The organism is Mesorhizobium sp. WSM4815, from assembly GCF_055811575.1.
In genome coordinates, this window is the sequence record NZ_JBVVQS010000090.1 from 135,382 (window position 1) to 155,421 (window position 20,040).

Annotated in this window: 22 protein-coding genes and 1 tRNA gene; 16 read left to right on the forward strand and 7 right to left on the reverse strand. The window is 63.6% G+C overall.

All coding sequences use genetic code 11. The features are described from left to right. The first annotated feature begins 192 nt into the window (after window positions 1-192). Complete coding sequence (locus AC0L2B_RS13145; protein ID WP_236473448.1) at window positions 193-669, forward strand: DUF1127 domain-containing protein; 477 nt, start codon at window positions 193-195, stop codon at window positions 667-669. A gap of 209 nt (window positions 670-878) precedes the next feature. Here the strand turns inward: AC0L2B_RS13145 and AC0L2B_RS13150 are convergent. Next, window positions 879-968 (reverse strand) — tRNA-Ser (locus tag AC0L2B_RS13150). 417 nt (window positions 969-1,385) lie between these two features. Here AC0L2B_RS13150 and AC0L2B_RS13155 point away from each other — a divergent pair. From AC0L2B_RS13155 to AC0L2B_RS13165, 3 genes are all read left to right on the forward strand, one after another. Beyond that, a complete protein-coding gene (locus tag AC0L2B_RS13155; RefSeq protein WP_473745621.1) occupies window positions 1,386-1,703 on the forward strand; it encodes a hypothetical protein in 318 nt (105 codons plus the stop codon). A gap of 67 nt (window positions 1,704-1,770) precedes the next feature. After that, a complete protein-coding gene (msrA, locus tag AC0L2B_RS13160) occupies window positions 1,771-2,433 on the forward strand; it encodes a peptide-methionine (S)-S-oxide reductase MsrA (RefSeq protein WP_473745622.1) in 663 nt (220 codons plus the stop codon). 186 nt (window positions 2,434-2,619) lie between these two features. Next, complete coding sequence (locus tag AC0L2B_RS13165) at window positions 2,620-3,609, forward strand: BMP family lipoprotein (RefSeq protein ID WP_023797496.1); 990 nt, start codon at window positions 2,620-2,622, stop codon at window positions 3,607-3,609. A gap of 290 nt (window positions 3,610-3,899) precedes the next feature. Here the strand turns inward: AC0L2B_RS13165 and AC0L2B_RS13170 are convergent, their stop codons facing one another. After that, window positions 3,900-4,109 (reverse strand): SlyX family protein, encoded by a 210-nt coding sequence (locus tag AC0L2B_RS13170; RefSeq protein ID WP_091600472.1) that lies wholly within the window; start codon window positions 4,107-4,109, stop codon window positions 3,900-3,902. Window positions 4,110-4,272: 163 nt separating this feature from the next. Between AC0L2B_RS13170 and AC0L2B_RS13175 the strand changes: the two genes are divergently transcribed. The 6 genes from AC0L2B_RS13175 (at window position 4,273) to deoA (ending at window position 10,554) form a co-directional block, all read left to right on the forward strand. Then, a complete protein-coding gene (locus AC0L2B_RS13175; protein ID WP_473745624.1) occupies window positions 4,273-5,805 on the forward strand; it encodes an ABC transporter ATP-binding protein in 1,533 nt (510 codons plus the stop codon). Further along, entirely contained in the window at window positions 5,802-6,941 is a 1,140-nt protein-coding gene (locus AC0L2B_RS13180) for an ABC transporter permease (RefSeq protein ID WP_027153023.1), read from the forward strand. Before AC0L2B_RS13175 ends, AC0L2B_RS13180 begins: the two co-directional genes overlap by 4 nt. A 1-nt stretch (window position 6,942) precedes the next feature. Continuing rightward, a complete protein-coding gene (locus AC0L2B_RS13185) occupies window positions 6,943-7,914 on the forward strand; it encodes an ABC transporter permease (protein ID WP_091600462.1) in 972 nt (323 codons plus the stop codon). Between the two features lie 78 nt (window positions 7,915-7,992). Further along, on the forward strand, window positions 7,993-8,385 hold the full coding sequence (gene cdd / locus AC0L2B_RS13190; protein ID WP_091600461.1) for a cytidine deaminase: 393 nt from the start codon (window positions 7,993-7,995) through the stop codon (window positions 8,383-8,385). 31 nt (window positions 8,386-8,416) lie between these two features. Then, complete coding sequence (locus AC0L2B_RS13195) at window positions 8,417-9,235, forward strand: purine-nucleoside phosphorylase (RefSeq protein WP_128173525.1); 819 nt, start codon at window positions 8,417-8,419, stop codon at window positions 9,233-9,235. Continuing rightward, on the forward strand, window positions 9,235-10,554 hold the full coding sequence (deoA, locus tag AC0L2B_RS13200; RefSeq protein ID WP_473611872.1) for a thymidine phosphorylase: 1,320 nt from the start codon (window positions 9,235-9,237) through the stop codon (window positions 10,552-10,554). The genes AC0L2B_RS13195 and deoA overlap by 1 nt, the downstream gene beginning before the upstream one ends. Window positions 10,555-10,615: 61 nt before the next feature. Here the strand turns inward: deoA and AC0L2B_RS13205 are convergent, their stop codons facing one another. From AC0L2B_RS13205 to AC0L2B_RS13215, 3 genes are all read right to left on the reverse strand, one after another. Continuing rightward, window positions 10,616-11,167 carry a TIGR02281 family clan AA aspartic protease gene (locus AC0L2B_RS13205; protein WP_473494296.1) on the reverse strand — a complete coding sequence of 184 codons (552 nt, stop codon included), beginning with the start codon at window positions 11,165-11,167 and terminating at the stop codon, window positions 10,616-10,618. Between the two features lie 110 nt (window positions 11,168-11,277). Then, on the reverse strand, window positions 11,278-11,907 hold the full coding sequence (gene upp, locus AC0L2B_RS13210) for a uracil phosphoribosyltransferase (RefSeq protein WP_023797505.1): 630 nt from the start codon (window positions 11,905-11,907) through the stop codon (window positions 11,278-11,280). A gap of 201 nt (window positions 11,908-12,108) precedes the next feature. Next, window positions 12,109-13,083, reverse strand: a complete 975-nt coding sequence (locus AC0L2B_RS13215; protein WP_473745625.1) for an adenosine deaminase — start codon at window positions 13,081-13,083, stop codon at window positions 12,109-12,111. Between the two features lie 148 nt (window positions 13,084-13,231). On the opposite strand from AC0L2B_RS13215, the gene ubiE reads away from it, so the two are divergent. The 6 genes from ubiE (at window position 13,232) to coaBC (ending at window position 17,836) form a co-directional block, all read left to right on the forward strand. Beyond that, complete coding sequence (gene ubiE / locus AC0L2B_RS13220; protein ID WP_473745626.1) at window positions 13,232-14,008, forward strand: bifunctional demethylmenaquinone methyltransferase/2-methoxy-6-polyprenyl-1,4-benzoquinol methylase UbiE; 777 nt, start codon at window positions 13,232-13,234, stop codon at window positions 14,006-14,008. Between the two features lie 70 nt (window positions 14,009-14,078). After that, window positions 14,079-15,653 (forward strand): 2-polyprenylphenol 6-hydroxylase, encoded by a 1,575-nt coding sequence (ubiB, locus tag AC0L2B_RS13225; RefSeq protein ID WP_473745627.1) that lies wholly within the window; start codon window positions 14,079-14,081, stop codon window positions 15,651-15,653. 75 nt (window positions 15,654-15,728) lie between these two features. Then, window positions 15,729-15,953, forward strand: a complete 225-nt coding sequence (locus AC0L2B_RS13230; RefSeq protein ID WP_473745628.1) for a FitA-like ribbon-helix-helix domain-containing protein — start codon at window positions 15,729-15,731, stop codon at window positions 15,951-15,953. Further along, a complete protein-coding gene (locus AC0L2B_RS13235) occupies window positions 15,941-16,195 on the forward strand; it encodes a FitA-like ribbon-helix-helix domain-containing protein (protein WP_023797510.1) in 255 nt (84 codons plus the stop codon). Before AC0L2B_RS13230 ends, AC0L2B_RS13235 begins: the two co-directional genes overlap by 13 nt. Continuing rightward, window positions 16,192-16,599, forward strand: a complete 408-nt coding sequence (locus AC0L2B_RS13240; RefSeq protein ID WP_473745629.1) for a type II toxin-antitoxin system VapC family toxin — start codon at window positions 16,192-16,194, stop codon at window positions 16,597-16,599. Before AC0L2B_RS13235 ends, AC0L2B_RS13240 begins: the two co-directional genes overlap by 4 nt. A gap of 19 nt (window positions 16,600-16,618) precedes the next feature. Next, window positions 16,619-17,836, forward strand: coding sequence for a bifunctional phosphopantothenoylcysteine decarboxylase/phosphopantothenate--cysteine ligase CoaBC (gene coaBC / locus AC0L2B_RS13245; RefSeq protein ID WP_473745630.1), 1,218 nt, complete (start codon window positions 16,619-16,621; stop codon window positions 17,834-17,836). On the opposite strand, the gene AC0L2B_RS13250 is transcribed toward coaBC, so the two are convergent. Both AC0L2B_RS13250 and AC0L2B_RS13255 read right to left on the reverse strand, forming a co-directional pair. After that, the gene (locus tag AC0L2B_RS13250) at window positions 17,833-19,269 is read right to left on the reverse strand and encodes an MFS transporter (protein WP_473745631.1); all 1,437 of its coding nucleotides are present in this window, start codon (window positions 19,267-19,269) and stop codon (window positions 17,833-17,835) included. The two genes, coaBC and AC0L2B_RS13250, sit on opposite strands and share 4 nt — an antisense overlap. A 277-nt stretch (window positions 19,270-19,546) precedes the next feature. After that, window positions 19,547-20,020 (reverse strand): DUF992 domain-containing protein, encoded by a 474-nt coding sequence (locus AC0L2B_RS13255; protein WP_287077006.1) that lies wholly within the window; start codon window positions 20,018-20,020, stop codon window positions 19,547-19,549. Window positions 20,021-20,040: the final 20 nt, after the last annotated feature.

A 20,040-nucleotide genomic window follows, 5' to 3' on the forward strand; every position in this document is an offset into this window, starting at 1 on the left:
ACTCCCTATCCAAGGAAATTTGATGGCCGCAGGCCCCGCTTTCCGGAAAGCAAAACTGGGAGCGGATTTTTCCAATGTTTTCCCCGGTGTGGGAATTCCCACAGCCGAGCCTGGTTCGACTGGCATATCCTTGTTTGCAACATCCAGGCCTGCCGGCTCGTGTTCAAGCCGGCGAAGGGAAAGGGAACGGTCATGAAATTCTTGGCTCCCGTCACAAAACTTGCTGCGGCGTTTCGCAAATTCGCCGCGCGGCGCTACCGGCCGGAGCTCTATTATATGCGTGGCCCGGGGCCAGCCACCGCCCGCCATGCGGGCACGCACGCCGAGCGAAAGGCTCTGTTATCGGCAACGGACCAGTTGAGCCGTTTACCCGATGGCGTCCTTGGCGACATCGGCATCTCTCGTGACGAAATCATGTGCGCTTTGCGAAGCCGCGCCACCCGCCCTGCGGAGGCCTTTGCCCACGCCCGCTCTCCCCGAAGAGAGAATGACGCCATTCCGGGCGAGAGTCCAGAAGCTGCGGTAGTGGGTCATTTTGAAATTGCGGAGCAGGGCCATCATTGGCGGAATGAACTCAAGCCGGCCGAGTCCGGCACGCACTGGTTTACGCACGGGGCCACAATCACAGAGCCAGGCTGTCACCCCTTACGCCCCGCAATGGGTCAATAAGTCTGGCACCGTACTCGCCTGGTAAGATATGGGGTGGGGTGGAGGCCCGTCGCTTCGCAAATGTAGCGGCGGGTCTTCTGCATACGGGTCGCGCCCCGCCTACGCGCTGCCGTCCGTCTCGCTTTCCTCGTCGATCGCCCGGACCGGCAGATAGGCGTTGGTTTCCAGCCATTCGCGCAACACGATCTGGATGAGTTAGTAGGGAAATGTGGCGGAGAGAGCGGGATTCGAACCCGCGTTACGGTCTCCCGTAAACACACTTTCCAGGCGTGCGCCTTCAACCACTCGGCCACCTCTCCGTCCTGGCATTTTCGCTACGGCCGGTTTCGCCGCGCGGGTTGGGGAGATGCCGTCTCCTTGGGGATTCCCGGTCCGGAACTCCGCACCGTAGGCGCCGTCAACCAGCGGACACCTTTTCCCCACACCTGAGCCGTCAAAGCAACAGGTGCGGGGCTCATCTAGTCGATCCGGTGCCGAATGCCAAGACATAACAGCACTCTATTCGCTTGGTCGGATAGGGATGCTCTGTCCATGCCGCCAGCACTGCTTGGCAAGCCGATCGCCGCGATCGGCGGCGTCGTCTTGGCCGACCGACGCTCAGCGGCGAAAACCGGCGGCGTCGGTTCAACTTCGCGTGTCGCGATTGCGGATAAAGCGCGCAGACCCTATCTATCAGGCCGATACAGACATTTCTGAAAAGCTTGCGGGGAGGTAGGATGTTCCGCTTCGTCTTCCGTCTTGCCGCAATGGTTGCGCTTTCGGTTTCGGTCATCATGGCGGTGGTCGACGCGACGCGCTCGGTGGCGGCCTCCGCCCTGGTCATGACCCCGCTCAACACGAGTTGGCTCGCCGTCGCGCCGGATACGCGAAGCGCCTTCGAAAGCTTCGTCCGCGACAGGCTTGGTCCGCTGCTGTGGGACGGCGCCATCGCCTGGGTGCTCAACCAGCCCGGTTTCGCGGTGTTCGCGGGGCTTGCCTTCATTCTCTACATGATCGGCTACCGGCGGGAACGGCCGACCGGGCGGTTCGCCTAGACTTGATAATTCTCCAGCATCCCCAAACAAAGAGAAAGCCCCCAACAAAGCGAAAGGGAGACTGCACATGTTCCTCAGCGACATGCTGAACAAGAAGCTCAACCTGCCAAAACCTGCCGAGGCGCTGCCGGGTCGCGCCAATCCTATCCCGACGGCATCCAATCATTTTGTCTCGAAGCGGCCGCTGAAGGGCCCCTATCCCGACGGGCTGGAGAAGGCGATGTTCGGGCTGGGCTGCTTCTGGGGCGCGGAACGCCTGTTCTGGCAGGTCGAGGGCGTATGGGTCACGGCCGTCGGCTATGCCGGTGGCGTCACCCCCAATCCGACCTACCAGGAAACCTGCACCGGTTTGACCGGTCATGCCGAAGTCGTGCTGGTCGTCTACGACCCAAAAATCGTGTCCTATGCACAGCTTCTGAAGCTGTACTGGGAAAGCCACGATCCGACGCAAGGCATGCGCCAGGGCAACGATGTCGGCACCACCTACCGCTCGGCGATCTACACCTTCGGCGATGCGCAATTCCAGGCGGCGATCGCCTCGCGCGACGCCTACGAGGCCTCGCTGCGCGGCGCCGGGCGCGGCAAGATCACCACCGAGATCGCTCCGGCACCGGAATTCTACTTCGCCGAGGAAGACCACCAGCAATATCTGGCGAAGAATCCCTACGGCTATTGCAATCTGCAGGGCACCGGCGTCACCTGCGCCATCCCGGCTGCCGGCTCCGCCTGAGGCCTTGGCGGGACGATGATCCCGGCTTTTCCAACAGGTCAAAATTCCGCGTGAATTTTGCTTCGGGCCGTGCCAGATTGGCCCGAAGCGGGAGGGAGACACTCCTGTCTGATGTCGCCTGCCTGCCGGAGAACCGGGCAGGCAGGCGGTGCATAACGGAAAAATAACCGACAGGGTGTGGATCACATGAAACGTATCGTTCTCGGCCTCCTGGCCGCAACTGCGATGGTTCTTCCGGCCTTCGCCGCGGACATCCAGCCAGCACTTCTCTACGATCTCGGCGGCAAGTTCGACAAGTCATTCAACGAAGCGTCCTACAACGGCGCCGAAAAGTTCAAGGCCGAAACCGGCATCGCCTATGTGGAATTCGAGGTCTCAAACGCCACCCAGCGCGAGCAGGCGCTGCGTCGTTTCGCCGAGGATGGCCGCAATCCAATCGCCATGGCGGGCTTCTCCTGGGCAGATGCGCTGGAGAAGATCGCCGTCGAGTTTCCCGAGACCAAATTCGCCATCATTGACATGGTCGTCGACAAGCCCAACGTCCGCTCCGTCGTCTACAAGGAGCAGGAAGGCTCGTATCTCGTCGGCGTGATGGCGGCGATGGCCTCGAAGACCAAAAAGGTCGGCTTCATCGGCGGCATGGACATTCCGCTGATCCGCCGATTCGGCTGCGGTTATGTCGGCGGCGCCAAGGCGGCCGGCGCGACCGATGTCATCCAGAACATGACCGGCGACACGCCGGCAGCCTGGAACGATCCGGCCAAGGGCGGCGAGATCGCCAAGACACAGATCGACCAGGGCGCCGACGTGATCTACGCAGCGGCAGGCGGAACCGGTGTTGGCGTGCTGCAGGCAGCGGCCGACGGCGGCAAGCTCGGCATCGGCGTCGATTCCAACCAGAATGGACTGCAGCCCGGCAAGGTGCTGACCTCGATGGTCAAGCGCGTCGATGTTGCCGTCTACAACACCTTCATGGATGCCAAGAACGACAAGTTCACCGGCGGCATCAACGATCTCGGCCTCAAGGAAGGCGGTGTCGACTACGCCATGGACGACAACAACAAGGCGCTTGTCGACGACGCGATGAAGGCGGCGGTCGAAAAGGCCAAGGCCGACATCATCGCCGGTACGATCAAGGTGCATGATTACATGTCGGACAATTCCTGCCCCTATTGATCGCAGGGCAATCGCATTTGATTCTTGCGAAGGTGGACCGGATTCTTGCGAAGAGGACCCCCACCCTAACCCTCCCCACAAGGGGGAGGGAACGCTGCCGCGAGCCAATTTGCCGAGGTCAGCGCCAACGGAAGTCTCCCTCCCCCCTGTGGGGAGGGGTTAGGGGTGGGGGTACATCGTAGAGCGAAAGCGTCGGCTTTCCACAGCGTAGCCCAGCTATTGATCGCGACCTTGCCGATCCGCTCGAAGCCGCCGGTGAAAACCTGGCGGTTTCTTGCTTATCAGCAACCTCACCAATGCGGCGGCTTGGTCACCGGCACGTCGGGCGCGGCCTGTTCCTCCAGCGCCAGGAAGCGGTCGGCCAGCGCATCGAGTTTGCGCTGCATGCGCTCGATCACCTTCCACTGCTCGGCGATCTGGCCGGACAGTTCCTCGATGGTCTTCTCCTGCTCGGCGGCGCGGATTTCCAGCGTCGTCAGCCGGTCGTCGGGCATGGTCATTTGAAATCCTCGATCCAGGCGATTGTGCAGGCTGCGGCCACGTTCGAAATTGACAAGCGCGCGGGGATTTGTCGAGAGTGAACGCTGCTCCGGCAATTGGCACAGGCGGGGCGTCATGCTAGGCGTTTTGACCAAGCGATAAAAATACGATGGGAAAGGCTGCATGGCGCAAGCCGCAATCGAGCTGATCGGCATCAACAAGAGTTTTGGCGCCGTGCGCGCCAATCGCGACATCAATCTGGAGATCGCGCGCGGCACCATCCACGGCATTGTCGGCGAGAACGGCGCTGGCAAGTCGACACTGATGTCGATCCTTTATGGTTTCTATCAGGCCGACAGCGGCGAGATCCGCGTCGGCGGCCAGCCGGCGTCGATCAAATCGCCCAACGATGCCATCGCGCTCGGCATCGGCATGGTGCATCAGCATTTCATGCTGGTCGACAATTTCACGGTGCTGGAAAACGTCATTCTCGGCGCTGAAAGCGATGCGCTGCTGAAGAAGAGCATCGCCAAGGCGCGGTCCGAGCTGGAACGGCTCGAGCGCGAATATGGGCTGGAGGTCGATCCCGATGCGATCATCGAGGAGTTGCCGGTCGGACTGCAGCAGCGTGTCGAAATCCTCAAGGCGCTGTATCGCGGCGCCGAGATCCTGATTCTCGACGAGCCGACGGGCGTGCTGACGCCCGCAGAAGCCGACCATCTGTTCCGCATCCTCAGGCAGTTGAAGGAGCAGGGTAAAACGATCGTGTTGATCACCCATAAGCTGCGCGAGATCATGGCGATCACCGACACGGTCTCGGTCATGCGTCAGGGCACGATGGTGGCGACCAGGCAGACCACGAAGACCACGGTCGGGGAACTGGCCGAGCTGATGGTCGGGCGCCGCGTGCTGCTCAGGGTCGAGAAGGGCGAGGCGGAAGCCGGCGGGGTCAAGCTCGCGGTGAAGAACCTGACGGTGAAGGATTCGCGTGGCGTCACCATGGTCGACGACGTCTCCTTCGATGTGTGCGCCGGCGAGATCGTTGGCATCGCCGGCGTCGCCGGCAACGGGCAATCCGAAATGCTCGAGGCGATTTCCGGCATCAGGCGCGCCGTCTCGGGCTCCGTCATGCTCGACGGCAGGCCGATCGATCTGACCGGGGCCGCCGATCCCGGCGAACTGCGCGACCGCGGCCTCGCCCATGTCCCGGAAGACCGTCATCATGTCGGGCTGGTGCTGGCCTTCGAGGAGAACGAGAATTCGATACTCGGCTATCACGACGATCCGCGCTATTTGAAAGGGCCGTTCCTCGACATCGACGCGATCCGCGACGACGCCAGGGACAAGATCGCCAAATACGACATCCGCCCGGCGGACTGCCGTCTCAAGACCGCGAATTTCTCCGGCGGCAACCAGCAGAAGATCGTGCTGGCGCGGGAAATGGAACAGGACCCGGGCGTGCTGATCGTCGGCCAGCCGACGCGCGGCGTCGATGTCGGCGCCATCGAATTCATCCACAAGCGGCTCATCGCCATGCGCGACCAGGGCAAGGCGGTGCTGGTGGTGTCGGTCGAGCTCGACGAGATCCGCTCGCTCTCCGACCGCATCCTGGTGATGTTTGCCGGCCGCATCGTCGGCGAGCGCGGCCCCGAGGCGAGCGAAGGCGAGCTTGGACTGCTGATGGCCGGCGTCGAGCACCGGGAGGCGGCGGAATGAGCACGCCTTACGCCAAGCTGCCGGCCTGGGCGGATTACGGGCTGATCCCGGTGATCAATCTCGCCGTTGCCTTCGTCGTCGCCGGCCTCGTCGTGCTTCTGGTCGGCGAAAATCCGTTCCGCGCTGCCGCCGTCCTGGTCGAGGGCGCTTTCGGCCGTGGGCAAGGCATTGCGTTCACGCTGTTCTACGCCACCACCTTCATCTTCAGCGGGCTGTCGGTGGCGGTTGCGGCGCATTGCGGCCTGTTCAACATCGGTGGCGAGGGCCAGGGCTATATCGCCGGTCTCGGCATCGGCATCGTTTGCCTCGCCTTCGACAGCGTGCTGCCATGGTGGCTCACCTTTCCGCTGGCGATCATTGCCGCTGCGGCGATGGGGGCGCTGTGGGCGCTGATCCCGGCCTATCTGCAGGCCAGGCGCGGCTCGCACATCGTCATCACCACCATCATGTTCAATTTCATCGCCGCCAGCGTCATGGTCTACGCGCTGGTCGGATTCTTGAAGCCGGCCAATTCGATGGCGCCGCAGACACGCACCTTCCTCGACGGCGCGCAACTGCCGAAGCTCAACTGGGTCATCGAATTGTTCGGCGCCAAGATCCGCTCGGCGCCGTTCAACATCAGCTTCCTGCTGGCGCTGGCCATGGCGTTTCTGGTCTGGGTGCTGATCTGGCGCACCAGGCTCGGTTACGAGATGCGCACCTACGGCCACAGCGCGAAAGCGGCGCGCTATGCCGGCATTTCGGAAACCCGCATCATCATCGTCGCCATGATGATTTCGGGCGCGCTGGCCGGCATGATGGCGCTCAACCCGACGATGGGCGACCAGCACAATGTCGCGCTCGAATTCGTTTCGGGCGCCGGTTTCGTCGGCATCGCAGTAGCGCTGATGGGGCGCCTGCACCCGGTCGGCATCGTGCTCGCCGCAATATTGTTCGGCATGCTGTACCAGGGCGGCGCCGAGCTCGCCTTCGAAATGCCGGCGATCAGCCGCGACATGATCGTCATCATCCAGGGCCTGGTCATCCTGTTCGCCGGCGCGCTCGAGCATATGTTCCGGCCCTATGTCCAGGCGCTGTTCGCCTCGCTCAGCCCGAGATCTGTCGGCATCGAAGCGATCAAGGGGAAGGGCGCCTGAGATGGATCTGTTCAACGCCATCATCCAGGTTCTGGACTCGACCATCCGCCTGTCGGTGCCGTTGCTGCTCGCCTGCCTCGCCGGCCTCTATTCGGAGCGGGCCGGCATTTTCGACATCGGGCTCGAGGGCAAGATGCTGGTCGGCGCCTTCGCCGGTGCTGCCTCCGCCTCCGTCTTCCATTCCGCCTATATCGGCCTCGGCATGGCCATCCTCATCTCGGTCGCTTTTGCGCTGGTCCACGGCTTTGCCTCGATCACCCATCGCGGCAACCAGATCGTCTCCGGCGTGGCGATCAATTTCATCGCCGCCGGATCAACGATCATGCTCGGCCAGGCCTGGTTCCAGCAAGGTGGACGTACGCCGGCTCTGGCATCGGACGAGCGGTTCGGGGCGATCGTCTGGCCCGGCGCGGACGCGCTCAGGGGCGTGCCGATCCTCGGACCGATATATTCGGAACTGGTCTCCGGCCATTCCGTGCTGGTCTATGTCGCGTTCCTCGCCGTGCCGTTCACCTGGTGGGTGCTGTTCCGCACCCGTTTCGGCTTGCGCATGCGCGCGGTCGGCGAGAACCCGGCCGCGGTCGACACCGCCGGTATCTCGGTCGCCTGGCTGCGCTACCGGGCGCTGATCTGCACCGGCGTGCTCACCGGCATTGCCGGCGCCTATCTGTCGATGGTGCAGAATGGCGGCTTCGTCAAGGACATGACTGCCGGCAAGGGCTACATCGCCCTGGCCGCGCTGATCTTCGCCAAGTGGAAGCCGGTCAACGCCATGTTCGCCTGCCTGTTGTTCGGCTTCCTCGACGCGCTGTCGATCCGCCTGCAGGGCACGCCGCTGCCGCTGATCGGCAAGGTGCCGGTGCAGCTCATGCAGGCGCTGCCCTATATCCTCACCGTCATCCTGCTCGCCGGCTTCATCGGCAAGGCAATTCCGCCGCGCGCCGGCGGCGTGCCCTATGTCAAGGAACGCTAAGCGTGATTTCGAACCGCAGGTCAGCGTCAGCGAAAAGTGGAAGCCGGCTTTCGGACAAGATCATGCAATGGAAAAACAATGTCGCATGATCTGTTCGAAGCGGCCAAGGCCGCCATGGCCAAGGCCTATGCGCCCTATTCGAAATTCCCGGTCGGGGCGGCACTGCGCACCGAGGACGGCCGCGTCTTTACCGGCGCCAACGTCGAGGTCGCGTCCTATCCGGAAGGTTGGTGCGCCGAAACCACCGCGCTCGGCCACTTCATCATGGCCGGCGGCGGCAGGGTAACGGAGATCGCTGTCATCGCAAAGCGCATGGCTAAATGCTCGCCCTGCGGCGGCTGCCGGCAGCGGCTGGCCGAATTCTGCCGGCCGGACACCAAACTCTATCTTTGCGACAATGCCGGCGTGGTCGAAACCGTGACCATGGGCGAGATGCTGCCCTACGGCTTTCAGGGCGATATGTTGAAATGAAGAGCTTGGTTGAAATGAAGAGCTGGTTGACATGAAGGAAGCGCTTGATCGTCTGGTCGAAAGGCTGGACGGGCTGGCGCCCGCCACCGCGCTGGTGCTGGGTTCGGGCCTTGGCGGGCTTGTCGACCAGGTCGAGGATCCTGTCCGCATTTCCTATGGCGAATTGCCGGGCTTTCCCAGAAGCGGCGTCACCGGCCATGCCGGAGAGGTGGTGGCGGGACATTTTGCCGGCACGCCTGTGCTGATGCTGTCCGGCCGCGCTCACTACTACGAACACGGCAACGCGGCGGCGATGCGGCCGGCGCTTGAAGTGCTTGCCGGCCTCGGCATCTCGCAACTGATCCTCACCAATGCCGCCGGCTCGGTCGATCCGGGCATGGGGCCGGGCTCGGTGATGCTGATCACCGACCACATCAATTTCTCGGGTTCCAATCCGCTGATCGGCGAGCCGAGCGACCGCCGCTTCGTCGGCCTGACCGAAGCCTATGATGCCGGTCTTCGCTCAGCGATCGAGACGGCCGCGAAGGCGACGGACACCGCGCTGCACAAGGGCGTCTATATGTGGTTTTCCGGGCCGTGCTTCGAGACGCCCGCCGAGATCCGCATGGCGCGCGTCATGGGCGCCAATGCCGTCGGCATGTCGACCGTGCCGGAGGTCATTCTCGCCCGTTTCCTCGGCCTGCGCGTCGCCGCCTGCTCGGTCATCACCAATCTCGCCGCAGGGATGACAGGGGCGGAGCTTTCGCACCAGGAGACCAAGGACATGGCGCCGATTGGCGGCGCGCGGCTGGCGACGATCCTCCAGCGTGTGTTCCAGGATGGGTTGCCGGAGCGTAAGGTCCCGGCCTGATGCTTCCCCAGGAAATCATCCGCAGCAAGCGCGACGGCCACAAGCTGTCGACGCAGGAGATCGCCAGCTTCATCGAAGGCGTCACCGCCGGCACCGTCTCGGACGGGCAGGTCGGGGCCTTCGCCATGGCGGTGTTCTTCAACGGCATGAGCCGCGACGAGGCGGTGGCGCTGACCCTGGCGATGCGCGATTCCGGCGACGTGCTCGATTGGTCGGACCTGCCGGGCCCGGTCACCGACAAGCATTCGACAGGCGGCGTCGGCGACAATGTCTCGCTGTTGGTGGCGCCGATCGTCGCTGCCTGCGGCGCTTATGTGCCGATGATTTCCGGCCGCGGCCTCGGCCATACCGGCGGCACTCTGGACAAGATGGACGCCATCCCCGGCTATACCAGCCAGCCGGATGTCGCGGGATTCCGCAAGGCAGTGCTCGAAGCCGGCTGCGCCATCATCGGCCAAACCGCCGATCTCGCGCCCGCCGACCGCCGGCTCTATGCGATCCGCGACGTGACGGGAACCGTCGAATCGGTGCCGCTGATCACCGCCTCGATCCTCTCGAAGAAGCTGGCGGCCGGCCTGCAGTCGCTGGTGCTCGACGTAAAGGTCGGCAACGGCGCCTTCATGGAAAAGTCGCGCGACGCAACGACACTGGCGAACAGCCTGGTCGAAGTCGCCAATGGCGCCGGCCTGAAGACCTCGGCGCTGGTCACCGGCATGAACGAGCCGCTGGCTTCAGCAGCCGGCAACGCGGTCGAGGTGCGCAATGCCGTCGATTTCCTCACCGGCCGCTTCCGCGACCGGCGTCTGGAGGATGTGACGGTGGCATTGGCCGCAGACATGCTGCAGTCGGCCGGGCTGGTCTCGTCCAACCAGGACGGCATGCGGCGCGCCGCCGAGACGCTTGCCGGCGGCGGTGCCGCGGCCGTCTTCGCGCGCATGGTGGCGGGGCTCGGCGGTCCGGCCGACTTCGTCGAGAACCCGGAAAAACACCTGCCGAGGGCGGCGACGGAATTTGCGGTCAAGGCCGCCGAAAACGGCTTCGTTACCGGTATCTCCACCCGCGACATCGGGCTTGCCGTCGTCGGGCTTGGCGGCGGGCGCATCCGGCCGGACGACAGGATCGACCATGCCGTCGGCATCACCCGGCTGCTGCCTGTCGGCGCGGAGGTGCGGGCCGGCGAGGCGCTGGCGCTGGTCCATGCCCGCAATGCCGGGGATGCCGAGGCGGCCGCCGCCGCCGTGCTTTCGGCCTATACGATCGGCGCTTCGAAGCCGCCCGCGGAAAAAACCGTTATCCGGCGGATCCTGCCGCGCGGATGAAGTTTTTTTAATTGGACCATGATCTTTCCGAAAACCAGTTTCCACTTTTCGGGATCATGGTTCACTGGACGAGCAGCAGCGAGCCGTTCTCGACCTGGTATTTTTCCAGCCGCTGGAGAAAGCTCAGACCGATCAAATTGGTGCGCAGCGCCTTGTCGTCGAGCACCACCGCCTGGACACCGTCGAGCGTGATCTTGCCGATCTGCAGCCGATCGACGGTCACCAAGGCAGCCTTGATCGCGCCGTTGGCGGTGTTGACCTGGTGCTTGAAATCCGACGCGTTCAGCGAAACGCCGATCCTGCGCGCCGTCGAACTGTTGATGGCGACCAGCGTTGCGCCGGTGTCGATCATGCCGTCGACCGTTCGACCGTTAAGCTTGAACGCCGACGTGAAATGCCCGCGCGCGTCAGCCGGGATCACGACCTTGCGGCCGAGCGGCTGCGCCGGCCTGCCGGGAACCGTGGCCAGATTCAGGTCCGTTTCGACCGCCGGCCTGGCCCCGACCGCCGATTTCAGCAGGCCTTCGAACATCTGCGGATTCGACTGGTAGAGCATCGGGAACGACGCCGATGCTACGGCGAGCACGCCAAGGATGAGAAGATTGCGCAGCATGGACCGGCCTTCGTGAAGACCCATGCTTATCGCGGCATGGTGTTTGCCGCTTTAACAGATGCAGAAAGCGGTCGTTTGCGTAAACGATCGGTAAACGAGCGGCGCCACGGTCATTTGGTCCCGTACATGCGGTCGCCAGCATCGCCGAGGCCGGGCATGATGTAGCCCTTCTCGTTGAGCTGGCGGTCGATGGAAGCGGTGAAGACCGGGACATCGGGATGCGCCTTGATGAAGCGATCGAGGCCTTCTGGCGCCGCCAGCAGGCAGAGGAAGCGAATGTTGGTGGCGCCGCGTCCCTTCAACTTGTCGATCGCGGCGATCGCCGAATTGGCGGTCGCCAGCATCGGATCGACGACGATCACCAGCCGGTCGGCGAGATCGCTCGGCGCCTTGAAGAAATATTCGACCGCTTCCAGCGTTTCGTGGTCGCGGTAGAGACCGATATGGGCGACGCGCGCCGCCGGCACCAGGTCGAGCAGGCCTTCGAGCAGGCCGTTGCCGGCGCGCAGTACTGAGGCGAAAACCAGCTTCTTGCCCTCCAGCGTCGGCGCTTCCATCGTCTCGATCGGCGTTTCGATCGTCGTCGTCGTCAGTTCGAGGTTGCGGGTGACCTCGTAGCCGAGCAGCAGCGAGATCTCGCGCAGCAGCCGCCGGAAGCCGGCCGTCGAGGTTTCCTTCTTGCGCATGATGGTCAGCTTGTGCTGGACAAGCGGGTGGTCGACGACGGTGACGCCCTGCATGGTGGTCTCCTAGCTGCGCAGGTGAAAGTGAGTAGTGAATGGTGAATAGTGAATAGTGAACAGGTTTGCGAGTCCTTGGTTCAGCGGAAAACTCGCGGTTGACGGACCGAAGCGCCGGGTGGACCATTCACCATTCACCATTCACCATTCACCATTCACCATTCACCATTCACCATTCACCATTCACCATTCACCATTCAATCACCTGCCCTTGACGTCGAGCCGGCCCAGCAGCATTGCCTTGGTCTTCCTGTCGACGAAGGCGGCGTCGATGGCGGTTCTGGTGACGGCGGCGAGCGCCTTGTCGTTCATCGAAAAATGCTCGGCGGCAATGTCGTATTCGCGCTTCAGCGACGTCCAGAAATAGGGCGGATCATCGGAATTTAGCGTCACCTTGCAGCCAGCCGCCAACAGGGCCGGAAAAGGGTGATCGGCGAAACTGTCGAACACCCTCAGCGCGATGTTGGAGCTCGGACAGCATTCGAGCACGACGCCTTCCTCGGCGATGCGCCGAATAAGGTCGGGGTTTTCGATGGCACGCACGCCATGGCCGATGCGGGCGGGGCGAATGTGGTCGAGCGCGGCCTTGACGCTCTCCCAGCCCATCAGTTCGCCGGCATGGACGGTGATGCCAAGGCCGGCCTCTCGCGCGATTTCGAAGGCCCTGACATAGTCCTCCAGATCGCCCATCCGCTCGTCGCCGGCGACGCCGAAGCCGGTGACCAGCGGATGCCCGCAACGGGCGGCGAAGCGCGCCGCCTGCTCGATCGATTCGACGCCGGCATTGCGCACGCCGGTGACGACCATGCGGCCCTCGATGCCGGTCTTGGCCTTGGCGCGCGCCATGCCTTCGCCGAGCGCGTCCGTATAGGCCCTGGGCGACAGGCCGGCCTTCCCGGCGTGGTCCGGCGAGGTGAAGATCTCGGAATAGATCGCGCCGTCGCGGGCGAGGCTGGTCAGATAATGATCGGCCAGCCGCGCATAGTCCTCTTCTGTGCGGAACAGGTCGGAGGAGAAGTCATAGGCGGCGAGGAAGGAGCTGAAATCGTGCCAGACGAAGGAGCCGTCCTGAATGTAGGGCGAGGTGTCCTTGCCGTATTTCTGCGCCTGGCGGATGACGAGTTCGGGCGCCGCTGCCCCTTCGATATGGCAGTGCAGTTCTGCTTTCAAAGGCATGCAATCATCCCGTCAGGTCAGTCCAGGACATGGAGCCATAAGCGTGATCCCACGACCGGGAAGCGCGGCCGAACACCGCGCCTTAAACAATAGCGTCGGCATCATCGATCGGCTATGGTCCCGCCGGTTTTATGGCGGATCAAAAATAATGTCGGTTGAGAGAACCACGGCCGTTGGCGGCATGGAAACCTCCTATGGTTTCAAGCGCGTAGGGGCAGGCGAGAAGCAGTCCTTGGTCAACGACGTTTTCCACAAGGTGGCGAACCGCTACGATCTGATGAACGACCTGATGTCGGGCGGCCTGCATCGGCTGTGGAAGGACGCCATGGTCACATGGCTCAATCCACCGAAACGACCGGGCTGGAGCGTTCTCGACGTTGCCGGCGGCACTGGCGACATCGCCTTCCGCATCGTCGAGGCGAGCGGCAGGAACGCCCATGCCACGGTTCTCGACATCAACGGCTCGATGCTCGCCGTCGGCCGCGACCGGGCCGAGAAAAAGGGCCTGACGGCAAATACCGATTTCGTCGAGGCCAATGCCGAGGAGCTGCCTTTCGCTGAGGCCAGTTTCGACGCCTACACGATCGCTTTCGGCATTCGCAACGTGCCGCGCATCGATGTGGCGCTTGCCGAAGCCTTTCGCGTGCTGAAGCCTGGCGGGCGTTTTCTCTGCCTTGAATTTTCCGAGGTCGACATGCCGCTGCTCGACAGGGTCTATGAGGCGTGGTCGTTCAACGCCATCCCCAGGATTGGCAAGGCGGTGACCGGCGAAAACGAACCCTATTCCTATCTGGTCGAATCGATCCGCAAATTTCCCAATCAGCAGAATTTTGCCGCGATGATTTCCCGCGCCGGTTTTGACCGCGTGTCTTTTCGCAATTATGCCGGCGGCATAGCTGCGCTTCATTCGGGCTGGAAGCTTTGAGGCTGGCCCGTATTTTTTATACGCGACCTGCCCTTCGCCGGTCTAGAAAACCGGCAGGACAAGCGCAGTCATGAGCAGTATCGGCGCTGGTTTTAGGCTCGTACGGGCCGGCTGGGTGCTGGTCCGCGAAGGCGTCGTCGCGGCGTTGCCGGGCGATGAGTTGTTCGGCCTGCCGAAATTCGGCTGGCGGGTGGCACGGCTGTTCACCCGCCGCCGCGCGCTTGCCTACGAGCGTGGCGATCGGCTGGCCAAGGCCGTCGTCCGGCTCGGCCCATCCTATGTCAAGCTCGGCCAGTTCCTGGCGACACGGCCCGATGTCGTCGGCAACGACATAGCGCTCGATCTCGCCATGCTGCAGGACAAGATGCAGACATTTCCGCAGGCCGAGGCCATTGCGGCGATAGAGGCCTCGCTCGGGCGCAAGGTCGGCGAGCTCTACGCCAGTTTCGGCGAGGCGGTCGCCGCGGCCTCGATCGCTCAGGTCCATACCGCCGAAACCTTGCAGAACGGCGTCGGTTCGCGGGTGGCGGTGAAGGTGATCCGACCGGGCGTGCGGCGCCGTTTCTTCCGCGATCTCGAAAGCTATTTCCTCGCCGCCCGTCTCCAGGAAAAATACATCCCGTCGTCGCGCCGGCTGCGGCCGGTCGAGGTGACCCAGACGCTGGCGCAGACCACCAAGATCGAGATGGATTTGAGGCTTGAGGCGGCAGCGCTTTCGGAGCTCGGCGAAAACACCAGGGACGATCTCGGCTTTCGCGTGCCGACGGTCGATTGGGAACGCACCGGCCGCGACGTGCTGACCATGGAATGGGTCGACGGCATCAAGATGAACGACATTGCCGGCCTGACTGCCGCCGGCCACGATCTGAAGGCGATCGCCGCCAATCTGGTCCAGTCGTTCCTGCGCCATACGCTGCGCGACGGTTTCTTCCACGCCGACATGCATCCGGGAAACCTGTTCGTCGAGCCCGATGGCACCATCGTCGCTGTCGATCTCGGCATTGCCGGCCGGCTCGGCAAGAAGGAGCGCCGGTTCCTCGCCGAAATTCTCTACGGCTTCATCACCCGTGACTATCTGCGCGTTGCCGAAGTGCATTTCGAGGCCGGCTACGTGCCGCGCCTGCATAACGTCGCGGCATTCGCCCAGGCGATCCGCGCCATCGGCGAGCCGATCCACGGCCAGCCGGCCGAAACCATCTCGATGGCCAAGCTCTTGGCGCTTCTGTTCGAAGTCACCGACCTCTTCGACATGGCGACGCGGTCCGAACTGGTGCTGCTGCAAAAGACCATGGTGGTGGTCGAGGGCGTTGCCCGCACGCTCGACCCGGCATTCAACATGTGGAAGACGTCAGAACCGGTGGTCGGAGGCTGGATATCAGGCAATCTCGGCCCGCGTGCCCTGCTGGCCGACGCACGCGACGGCGCCAACGCGTTGCTGGCGCTGGCCCGCCAGGCGCCGGACCTCGCCGCCCGCACCGAGCGGCTGTCGCGCGAGATCGATCTGATGGCCGAACACGGGCTGCGTTTCGACGACAGGACGGCGCACGCCATCGGCAAGGCCGAGGCGCGCTATAGCAGATCCGGCCGGCTGGCGCTGTGGGTGATCGCGCTGACGCTGGTCTTTATCGCCTGGAAGCTGCTCTGACTGCAGGCAGTGACAGCAGTGCTGTCATTGCAGTCATGCTCCGGTGTCGCTATATTAGGTCGCGGGAGCGCGATCATGGCCCGGATTACTGTTCGCAATGTGGATGAGAGTGTCATGCGGCGACTGCGTGAGCGTGGCGCCGCGCGTGGCGTTTCCATGGAGCAGGAGGCGCGGGACGTGCTCGCCGCATCCGTAGGGCTCCCGACCACCAAAGGTTTCGACTCGTCGGGCATTGCAGCCGAGGACGAAGCCAAGGTCAGACCGACCACACCGGGGCAAGGGCAGTTATGGGCACCCTGACCATTCGCAATCTCGACGACGATCTGAAGCAAAAGCTGCGCGAGCGGGCTGCCAGACATGGCGTGTCAATGGAGCAGGAGGCAAGAAATCTCTTGCTGAAGGATGTGGCAGTCACCAAAGAACGTGACGGGGATTTTGTTACGGCGGAGGAAATCCTCGAATTCGGCCGACGACTGCAACAAGCGGATTTCGATCAGAAGAAATTCACTGATGACCTCTGGTCCTTCATCGAGGAGGAATGACCGTGGTGGTCGACACCTCAGCGATCGTGGCCATCCTGAAGCAGGAGTCCGATGCTCGGGCTATCGCCCAGCGCCTCGCCGGAAATCAGCGGATATTGATGAGCGCCGCAACTCTGATGGAATGCGGCACAGTAATTGTCCGCCACTATGGCGCGGCTGGCACGGCCGAGTTGACGGGCCTTCTTGCTAGACTCAAAGTCACCATCGTCGCGCTCTCCGCCGAACATGCGCAAGCCGGAATTGAAGCCTATGCACTGTATGGCCGAGGTACTGGCCATCGCGCCAATCTCAACATGGGCGACTGCTTCGCCTACGCCTTGGCCAAGACGCGAAACCTGCCGCTGCTTTTCAAGGGCGACGATTTCATCCATACCGACGTCGAACCGGCGCTGAAGCCGGCATGAAATCGGACAAGAACTGGGCATGACCCTCTCCGCCAAGCGCATCCTGCTCATCATCGGCGGCGGTATCGCCGCCTACAAGGCGCTCGACCTGATCCGCCGGCTGCGCGAGCGCGGCGCCGCCGTGCGTGTGGTGATGACTGCCGCGGCGCAGGAATTCGTCACGACGCTGTCAGCTGGAGCGCTCTCCGCCGACCACGTCTTCACCGATTTGTTCGACAGTATTGACGAGCACGATGTCGGCCACATCCGCCTGTCGCGCGAGGCCGACCTTGTCGTCGTGGCGCCGGCTACCGCCGACCTGATGGCGAAGCTTGCCAACGGCCATGCCAGTGACCTTGCCTCGACCGTGCTCATCGCCACCGACAAGCCGGTGTTGATGGCGCCCGCCATGAACCCGAAAATGTGGTCGCATCCGGCGACCCGGCGCAACCGCGCGACGTTGCAGAATGATGGCGTCGCATTCATCGGCCCGGCAAAGGGCGAGATGGCCGAGAGCAACGAGGCGGGCGAGGGCCGCATGGCCGAGCCGCTGGATATCGTTGCCGCGATCGAGGCGCTGCTCGATATCAGTCCGAAGCCGCTGGCAGGCAGAAAGATCATCGTCACCTCAGGGCCGACGCATGAGCCGATCGACCCGGTGCGCTATATCGCCAACCGTTCGTCCGGCAAGCAAGGCCATGCCATCGCGGCGGCGCTGGCAAGGCTGGGCGCCGATGTGCGCCTCGTCTCCGGTCCGGTCGGCATTGCCGATCCCGCTGGTGTCACCACGCTGCATGTCGAAACCGCAAACCAGATGAAGGACGCGGTCGAACAGCTTTTGCCGGCGGACGCGGCGGTGTTCGTCGCGGCGGTTGCGGACTGGCGCAGCGAGAATTCGGCCGGCGAGAAGATAAAGAAGGTGGCGGGCGAGGGGCCGCCGGCGCTGCAGATGATCGAAAACCCTGACATCCTTGCCGGTGTCGGCCATCACAGGAAGCGGCCCAGCTTGGTCGTCGGCTTCGCCGCCGAGACGCAGGATCTGGTCAGGAACGCCGAGGCCAAGCTCAGGAAAAAGGGCGCCGATTTCATCGTCGCCAACGATGTATCCCACGAAAGCGGGGTGATGGGCGGCGACCGCAACAAGGTGCGGATCGTCTGGAAGGCCGGTGTCGACGAATGGCCCGAGATGAGTAAGGACGAGGTGGCGACGCGGCTCGCCGCCTTGATCGCCGAACGGCTGAAGACGATTACTGTCTAGCCGGTTGCTTCCTGTGGCCGGGCTGCCGGCCCCGAGATCCTCAGCGCGGCGAGGCATCCCAGAATCCCGAGTGGCACGAAGGCGAGGAACAGCCAGGTGGCGACATTCGCCGCCGCCTCGCGGTTCAGGCCTTCGGAGAAACCGCAGGCGTTGGCGACGATGCCGGTCAACGCGGCACCGACCGCATAGCCGATGCGCTGCATGGTCGGCACGGCGGCGGAAGCGATCGTTTGTTCGCCGTCACTGGCCGATGCGACGATCACGCGTGTGACGAAGGGCCAGGCAATGCCGAAGCCGCCGCCTTGCAGCAAGGCGCAAAACAGGATCAGCGAAATCGAACCGGCCGGCACGGCATAGGCGAAACCGGCGATGCCGGCCGCGATCATCAGCGCGCCGCCGGTGATGATCAGTCTCTCCCGCTCCGGTGGCGCATTGGCGACGAGGATCGACAGGATCGACCAGGCAATCGATTCGGCGGCGATGATATAACCGGTGGTCAGGATCGGAATGCCATGCAGGCTGGTCAGAAGCAGCGGCCCGTAGACGGCGAAGGAACAGGTCGCCACCGAAAACGCGGCGACCATGGTCATGCCTGCGCCGACCGGCGAGCGCCATGAGAACAGCCGCGACGGGAACAGCCGCGAGCCCGGCTTCAGCGCGTCGATGCGGACGAACAGCGCGAGCCCGATCAGGCCGAGGATGAGCAGCAGGGACGAGCGCAGCAGGGCAATGTCGACACCGGCCGTGGCGATCAGCACGACGCTGACGGCAAGGCAGCCGAGCGCGGCAAAGGGGAAGGGCGGCGCGGTTCCAGTGATCGCCCGCGGCCGGGTCGCCTCGGGCGTGTCGAGCACGATGAAGCTCGCCAACGCCATGGCGGTGCCGCCAAGGGTGAAGACGCCGAAAGCCCAGCGCCAGGAGAGCAATTCGGTCATCAACGCACCGAGCACCGGCCCGCTGAAGGCGGCGACGCCCCAGATCGCCGACATAACGCCGAAAAGCTGCGGCCAGATGGCGCGTGGAAACAGCCGCTCGACCGAGACGAAGGCCAGCGACACCAGCGCGCCGCCGCCAAAACCCTCGATCAGGCGCCCGACCAGGAACAGCGGCATGGAGGGCGCGATGGCGCAGACCAGTGCGCCGGCCGCGTAGAGCAGGGCGGCGACCATCATGTTGGTGCGCAGCGCGACATAGCTCACCAGCCGTCCGGCGGCAGCGCCGGCGACGATGGCGCCGAGTTCGTAGAACGCCAGCGACCAGCCGACCAGCTGAACCCCCGTGAGTTCGCCGACCATCGCCGGCATCACCGTTGCCACCATGGTTTCGTTGGTGGCGTGCAGCAGGATGCCGAGGCTGATGAAGCAGAAGCGCGCCAGATCGCCGCTCGCCCACAGCGCCCGCCAGTCGACCCTGTTTGTGCTGGTTTCGATCACCCCGCCCTCCCGAACTTTCGTATACGCCGATTAAAGAGATGGTGGAGCGCTCTTCGTCTCCAAATGGCACTTCGGGGATGGGTTGTAAAACCTCAACCGCAGTTGAGCTCAAGCGGTTTTTTTGCGGGTGCGCTGAGGGTGCTGATGAAGGCGGGATGTCAAGATTGGCGATCATGGCGTCAGCGATGATCTTCCTTGGCACGGCGGTTCCCAAAGTCGTGCGGCGCGGAACAGTCCTATCCTGTTCCGCGCCGCATGCAGAGCTACGCTATGGCATTCATTTGAAAGAGTGGATCAGTTGCAGTGAGGTGACGGCGACTGCCAGGTTGACGCCGGTCTGCGCCTGTACGTTGAGAGGCTGCAGCGAGAAGGCGCTGTTCAGCCCGCCGACCAGAAGGTTGGCGCCGCCGCCGGTTACCACGCTGGCCTCGGCGTTGACGCCATAATAGCTGCCGGCAAGATCGCCGGCATCACGGTCGCGGGTGGCCGCCAGAACCGCCCAAATCAATTCGCCCTGGTGGGTCCTGCCGACGTCGACGCCAAGCTTGGAAATGACCCCGGTATAGGCTTCCGGGGGACCGCCATGATGAGGGCGAAAGGTGCAGGCCACGCCCTTGTTGGATGTCACGATATAGCCGGTGCCGCCGTCGATGGTGCAGTCGAGCACGCCGAGCTGCAGCCTCCCTGCGCTGGCAGGGGCGGCGAGAACCGTAGCGGCGAGGGCGGCGGCACAGGCGAGTTTCTTGATCATGGGAGGGGTCCTTTTCGCGA